This is a genomic window from Motilibacter deserti, from assembly GCF_011250635.1.
Taxonomy (GTDB): domain Bacteria; phylum Actinomycetota; class Actinomycetes; order Motilibacterales; family Motilibacteraceae; genus Motilibacter_A; species Motilibacter_A deserti.
In genome coordinates, this window is the sequence record NZ_JAANNP010000111.1 from 1 (window position 1) to 5,602 (window position 5,602).

General features: G+C 73.9%; 5 protein-coding genes and 1 pseudogene. 5 read left to right on the top strand and 1 reads right to left on the bottom strand.

Annotated elements, in window-relative coordinates; genetic code table 11:
• The 3 genes from G9H71_RS20735 to G9H71_RS20745 all read left to right on the top strand — a co-directional run.
• Positions 1–185 (top strand): hypothetical protein (locus tag G9H71_RS20735; RefSeq protein WP_231135199.1); only part of this gene is annotated, 185 nt, incomplete at its 5' end.
• A complete protein-coding gene (locus G9H71_RS20740; RefSeq protein ID WP_166284679.1) occupies positions 182–1,321 on the top strand; it encodes a glycosyltransferase family 4 protein in 1,140 nt (379 codons plus the stop codon). The genes G9H71_RS20735 and G9H71_RS20740, both read left to right, overlap by 4 nt.
• Before the next feature lie 91 nt (positions 1,322–1,412).
• Entirely contained in the window at positions 1,413–2,819 is a 1,407-nt protein-coding gene (locus G9H71_RS20745; protein WP_166284680.1) for a hypothetical protein, read from the top strand.
• Between the two features lie 33 nt (positions 2,820–2,852).
• Here G9H71_RS20745 and G9H71_RS20750 read toward each other — a convergent pair whose 3' ends face one another.
• Positions 2,853–3,929, bottom strand: a complete 1,077-nt coding sequence (locus tag G9H71_RS20750; RefSeq protein WP_166284681.1) for a glycosyltransferase family 4 protein — start codon at positions 3,927–3,929, stop codon at positions 2,853–2,855.
• A 93-nt stretch (positions 3,930–4,022) separates the two neighbouring features.
• Here G9H71_RS20750 and G9H71_RS20755 point away from each other — a divergent pair, with 93 nt between their 5' ends.
• Both G9H71_RS20755 and G9H71_RS20760 read left to right on the top strand, forming a co-directional pair.
• Positions 4,023–5,201 carry an ATP-binding protein gene (locus G9H71_RS20755; RefSeq protein WP_166284682.1) on the top strand — a complete coding sequence of 393 codons (1,179 nt, stop codon included), beginning with the start codon at positions 4,023–4,025 and terminating at the stop codon, positions 5,199–5,201.
• Between the two features lie 49 nt (positions 5,202–5,250).
• Positions 5,251–5,602 (top strand): annotated as a pseudogene (locus G9H71_RS20760) (hypothetical protein); the annotation flags it as partial.

The following is a 5,602-nucleotide window of genomic DNA, read 5'->3' on the forward strand; positions in this document are numbered from 1 at the left end:
TCGTCGCACCGAGCCGGGACGCCGACGACCTCGCCGCCGCGATCCTCGCCGCCCACGCCGGGGGGCGGAAGCTGCGCGAGCGGACCGCCGGATGGTTCGCCGACAACGCCGACCGGCGCAGCGTCCGGCGTTCCGCCGAGGCGATCCTGGCGGCCTACGGTGCGCCCGTCGGCGGCCAGCTGTGAGCTTGCACGTCGGTCTCGACCTGCTGTTCGTCACCGGTCGTGCCGGTGGCACCGAGACCTACGTCCGCGAGCTGCTGACCGCCCTGCGGCGGCTCGACCCCGGACTGCGGTTCACCGGCTTCTGTCGGCCGGCGCTGCAGGCGGCCCCGCCGAGCTGGCTCGCAGGCGTACGCCTGGTGCCCGTCGACACCGCGCTGCCAGGGCCGCTCGGATGGGCGGCCGGCGAGGTGGTGCGGCTCCCGCGTGCCGTCGCGAGGGCCGGCGTGGACGTACTCCACTGCCCTGCGAACTTCGGCCCGCTGACCGGCGAGGTGCCGCGCGTGGTCACGGTCCACGACCTGCTGCACCGGCGCTTCCCGCAGCTGGTGCCGCTGCCCGTCCGTTACGGCACCCGCTTCCTCGTCGACGCCGCCGGCCGCCGCGCCGACCTCGTCCTCACGGTCAGCGAGGCGAGCGCGGCGGACCTGCAGCGCTACCTCGGCCTTCCGCGCGAGCGCGTCGTCGTGACCCCGCCGGGTGCCTTCCACGCGTCGTCGCCGGGCGGTGGGGTCGAGCCTGAAGAGTCCGTCGGGCCCGACGCGCGCGCCTTGCTCGGCCTTCCCGATCGCCCCTACGTCCTGTCCGTCGGCACGGGGAGGCCGCACAAGAACCTCCCGCGGCTCGTCGAGGCGCTGGCCATCCTTCCGGCCGGCGGCAGGCCGCTGCTGGTCCTCACCGGCGGCGGCGCACAGGCCGAGCTGGGCCCGGTGGCCCGGCAGCACGGGGTGGACGGCGACGTGCGGTACGCCGGATGGGTGGCCGATGACGCGCTCGAGGCGCTCTACCGGGGAGCCTGTGCGTACGTCATGCCCTCCCTCTTCGAGGGGTTCGGGCTGCCGGTCATCGAGGCGATGCGTCGCGGCGTGCCCGTCGCATGCTCTGACATCCCGGTCCTGCGCGAGGTCGCCGGCGACGCGGCAGAGTACTTCGACCCGATGTCCGCGGCCTCGATCGCCGCAGCTCTGCGCCAGGTGGTCGACGATCCCCGCCTGCGCGGCCGCCTGGTCGAGGACGGCGCGGCCCGCGCCGCCGCGTACACGTGGGACCGGACCGCCGAGCTGACCCTCGCCGCCTATGTGCGCGCCGCCCGGGGCTGACGTGCTCGTACGCCCCGGCCGCGCGCGCGTGGTCGGCTAACCTCGCCGGGTCTGCGCACGTCGGGGGTGCGCGCCGTCCTCGGGGGTTCGCGTGCGTCCTACTGGCCTGTCGTCGTCCGGCGACACCGGCTCCGTCGACCTCGAGGCCGACCGCGGCGCCCCGGCGAGCAGCGCCGCGCGGCGCCTGACCGGCAAGCGCCTGCTGGCCTGGGCCCTGCTCTCGGTGGTGCTCGCCATCAGCTTCGGCGGTGACCCGTTGCGCGTCACAGACCCGGGCTACCACCGGGGCTTCGACGCGGTCTCCGAAGGCCTGGTCCGGATGGCGATCGACCAGGCGCCCGACCGGCCGGCGTTCGGGCCCATGCCCACGTCGACCGCGCTCGACAGCCACTACATCGCCCAGTTCGGCCTGCAGGGCGACCTCGCCGGCCTCACCCGGCCGGGCGGCCTGGGCGGCGCCGAGTGGGCGGACTTCCTGCGCTGGGTACTGGCGGCGTCGGCCGGGGCCGTGTTCGCCGCCGCCGCGGTCGCCGTGGGCGTGGTGGCGGGCCGCCTGGCCGCCGGCGCAGCGGTCGTGGCGCTGGTGCTGTCGCCGTGGCTGCTGGCCTTCGCCCCGAACCTCTACTGGGCGACGGTGCTCCTCATCGCCCCGTGCGTCGCCGTCGGCCTCATCTACCGCAGGGACGGCTCGCGGCGGCGGACGCTGACGGCCGCCGCCGTGATGGCCCTGCTGGTCCTGGTCAAGTGCCTCTGCGGCTACGAGTTCGTGACCACCGTCGTCCTCGGCGGCGTCGCGGGCGTAGCCTTCCACGAGTTCGCCGGCCGCGTTGACCGCCGGCTCCTCGGCCGGCTTGCCGCGTTCACCGTCGTCGGGATCGTCGGGTTCGGTGTAGCCCTGATGCTGCACTCCTACCAGCTCAGCCACACCCCGGGGCTGGACCCGTCGATGATCGAGGGCCGGTCGAGCGACCGGACGTTCAACCCGGAGAACATCGACTTCCACCTGCAGGAGATGCGCGACAAGGGCGGGCGGCTCTCGGACCTGCTGCTCCAGGTGTTCCCCGACCCGGTGGCGCTTGCCCTGAACAAGTGGAAGGCGTACGCCATGACCACGCTCGTCGCTCCGCCGGGCGCCGGGTTCAGCGGCGTCGACTGGCACGGGACCGTCCAGCTGCCGCTCATCGTGTTCATGCTCTTCGTCCTCTACCGAGCCGACCGCGTGCTGCGCCGGAGGAAGCCGACGTCCCCTGCGGAGAACGCGCTTCTCGGCACCGCCCTCATCGGGCTCGCCGGCGGCTGGTCCTGGCTGGTCCTCGGCTTCGGCCACGCGATCAACCACGCCCACCTGGACGCGATCGTGTTCTACCTGCCCTTCGTGCCCGCGACCGCGGCACTCGCCGCGATCGTGCTCGCGGAGACCCTGCGGCGGCGTTCCGCCGGTGAGCCGGCCGCGGACCAGGCACCGGCAGCAGGCGACCCGGCGCACGCGAGGGCCTGAGCCGCGCGCGCGCTCCTGCACTCGGCTTTCGGGCTAGGCCGTGAGGGACCGCAGCACGTCCCGGGTCTCCCGCGCGGTGCGCTCCCAGGAGAACCGCGCCGCGCGAGCCCTGCCCGCTGCGGACAGCGCGCTCCGGCGGGCAGGGTCCGTGAGCAGGCTCGCGAGAGCGTCCCGCAGGGCCGACGTGTCGAGCGGGTCGACCAGGACGGCGGCGTCTCCGGCGACTTCGGGCAGCGAGGACACCGACGACGTGACGACGGGCGCCCCTGCCGCCATGGCCTCGAGCACCGGCAGGCCGAACCCCTCGAAGAGGGAGGGGTAGGCGAAGAGCGTGCTCCCCGCGTAGAGGGCAGCGAGCTCGTCGTCGGAGACCTGGCCGAGCAGCTGGACGGCTGGTGCTCCGGCGGCGCGGTTGACGATCTCCTCTGCCTCCCAGCCCGTAGGGCCGACCAGGAGCAGCTCGTGCGCGCCACGCTCCGCGTCCGACAGCGCCGCCCACGCGTCGAGCAGCCGCGGCAGGTTCTTGCGCGGCTCGAGGGTCCCCACGGCCAGCACGTAGGGATGCTCCCGCACGGCGGCCGAGGCCGTCGAGAAGCGGCTGTCGGCCGCGAGCGGGATCACCCTGGCCCGGCTCGCCGTCGCCGGCCACCGGGAGACGAGGTCCCGGCGGGTCGCCTGCGAGACGCAGAGGAAGCGCCGAGCGCGCCGGAGGGCGATGCCGATGGTGGCCTTCTCGATCCGTTGGGCGCTCTTCAGCGCGGGCGCGTCAGGCCGGAACGGGACGAGGTCGTGGACCGTCACCGCCGTCGGGCGCCAGGTGAACCATGCCGTGAGGTAGCTGTTGGTCGACAGGAAGGCGTCACACTGCCGGCTGGCCAGGACCGCCGCCTGCAGGTGCCACGCCGGGTCCGGAAGTGGGAGCTGTCGCCAGGTGAACCGGGAGTCCAGCCCGAGGTCGGCCGGTTGCCGGCAGTAGAGGACGTAGCGCTCGCCTTCGTGGGGCAGGCTCGAGAGCGCGCGGAGCAGCTCGCGCACGTAGCGGCCGCGTCCCGCGGGCACCTCCGCCGCCGCGCGCGCGTCGATGCCGAAGACGGGTCCCGGAGTTGCCATCCGGCAGAGGCTAGTCCTCGTGCTCCGCACACCGTCTACGACTCCTCCACTTCGTCTACCGGACTAGCTAGACGTTCATATACAGTCCTCGACATGGACCCGGTCCGCAATCCCTACGCTCCGGGCGCCGGCCAGCGGCCCCCCGAGCTCGCTGGTCGCGACCGAGAGCTGGACGCCTTCTCGGTCGTCCTCGAGCGCGTCGCGAAGGCCCGACCCGAGCGCTCGCTCGTGCTCGTGGGCCTGCGCGGGGTCGGCAAGACGGTCCTGCTCAACGCGTTGCGGAGCGCCGCGCTGCAGCAGCTGTGGGGGACCGGCAAGATCGAGGCGCGGCCGGGCCAGTCGGTCCGGGGGCCGCTGGCCTCCGCCCTGCACCGCGGCGTACGCGAGATCGCGCACCGGCACCGTGACCCCGAGCGGGTGGACGACTTCCTCGGGGTGCTCAAGGCGTTCGCGTTGAAGTCGGGCAACGGCCGCTGGCACCCGGGCATCTCGGTGCCGGCGGCGCGAGGGCGCGCCGACAGCGGCGACATGGAGATCGATCTCGCCGAGCTGCTGCTGGACGCAGCGGAGCTCGCGGGTGACGTGGGCGTGGGGATCGGTCTCTTCCTCGACGAGATGCAGGACCTGCAGTCAGGCGACATCGACGCGCTGTGCGGGGCGTGCCACGAGCTCAGCCAGAACGGCGCTCCTCTGGTCGTGGTCGGCGCGGGGCTGCCGCACTTGCCGGCCGTGCTGAGCGCGAGCAAGTCCTACTCCGAGCGCTTGTTCCGCTACGCCCGCATCGACCGGCTCGACCGGCAGTCGGCGGATCACGCCCTCGCGGCGCCTGCGGCGGAGGAGGGCGTCACGTTCACCTCCGACGCGCTGGACGCGCTCTACACCGCGACCGACGGCTATCCCTACTTCATCCAGGCCTACGGCAAGTCCGTCTGGGACAACGCCCCGGGCACACCCGTGACGGCCGAGGACGTCCGGGTCGCGCTGCCCGAGGCGGAGGCCGAGCTCGCCGTCGGCTTCTTCGGCAGCCGCTACGAGCGCGCCACCCCTGCCGAGCGGGAGTACATGCGGGCGATGGCCGACCTCGGGCTGGAGAACGGGGACTCGCCCGTCGCCACCTCGGCGGTCGCATCGCTGCTCGGGCGCAAGCCCGCCAGCCTGTCCCCGGCGCGCGACAGCCTGCTGAAGAAGGGGCTCGTCTACGCGGCCGAGCGCGGCACCGTCGCCTTCACCGTTCCGCACTTCGGCCGATTTCTCCGCCAGCACGCCGCCTAGGCCCGCGTAAACTCCGGCCCGTTTACCCGACGACTTTCTAGGGAGCGGCGTGCACCTGGCCCTCGACACCCTCACCGGCTTCGTGCTCGGCCTTCCCGCCCTGTTGGTCGGAAGCGTCCTGCTCGTCCTCGGCGTGCTGGCCTGCGCGGTCCTCGGCGTCCGCCGTCCGCTGCTCGCGCTCGCTGCGGCGCTCCCGGTGGCGCTGGGACTGCTCGCCGCGACCGGTGAGGTGTTCGACCTGATCGGCGTCGGGGTGCGCGTGGCGGCACTGCCGTTCCTCGGCCTCGGCCTCGCGATGCTCCTCGGCGTGGTCCTCCGTCTGGCCTGCTCCCGCGGCCCGTTCGTCGGCTGGAGGGACCGCGGGACCGAGGAGCTCGATGCGCCTCCGGCGCGCGTCTGGG

What these genes read in the sequence shown, in the direction of transcription:
- G9H71_RS20755 (WP_166284682.1), top strand. Translation starts at nt 4,023, where the DNA reads ATGGACCCGGTCCGCAATCCCTACGCTCCGGGCGCCGGCCAGCGGCCC.
- G9H71_RS20750 (WP_166284681.1), bottom strand. Translation starts at nt 3,929, where the DNA reads ATGGCAACTCCGGGACCCGTCTTCGGCATCGACGCGCGCGCGGCGGCG.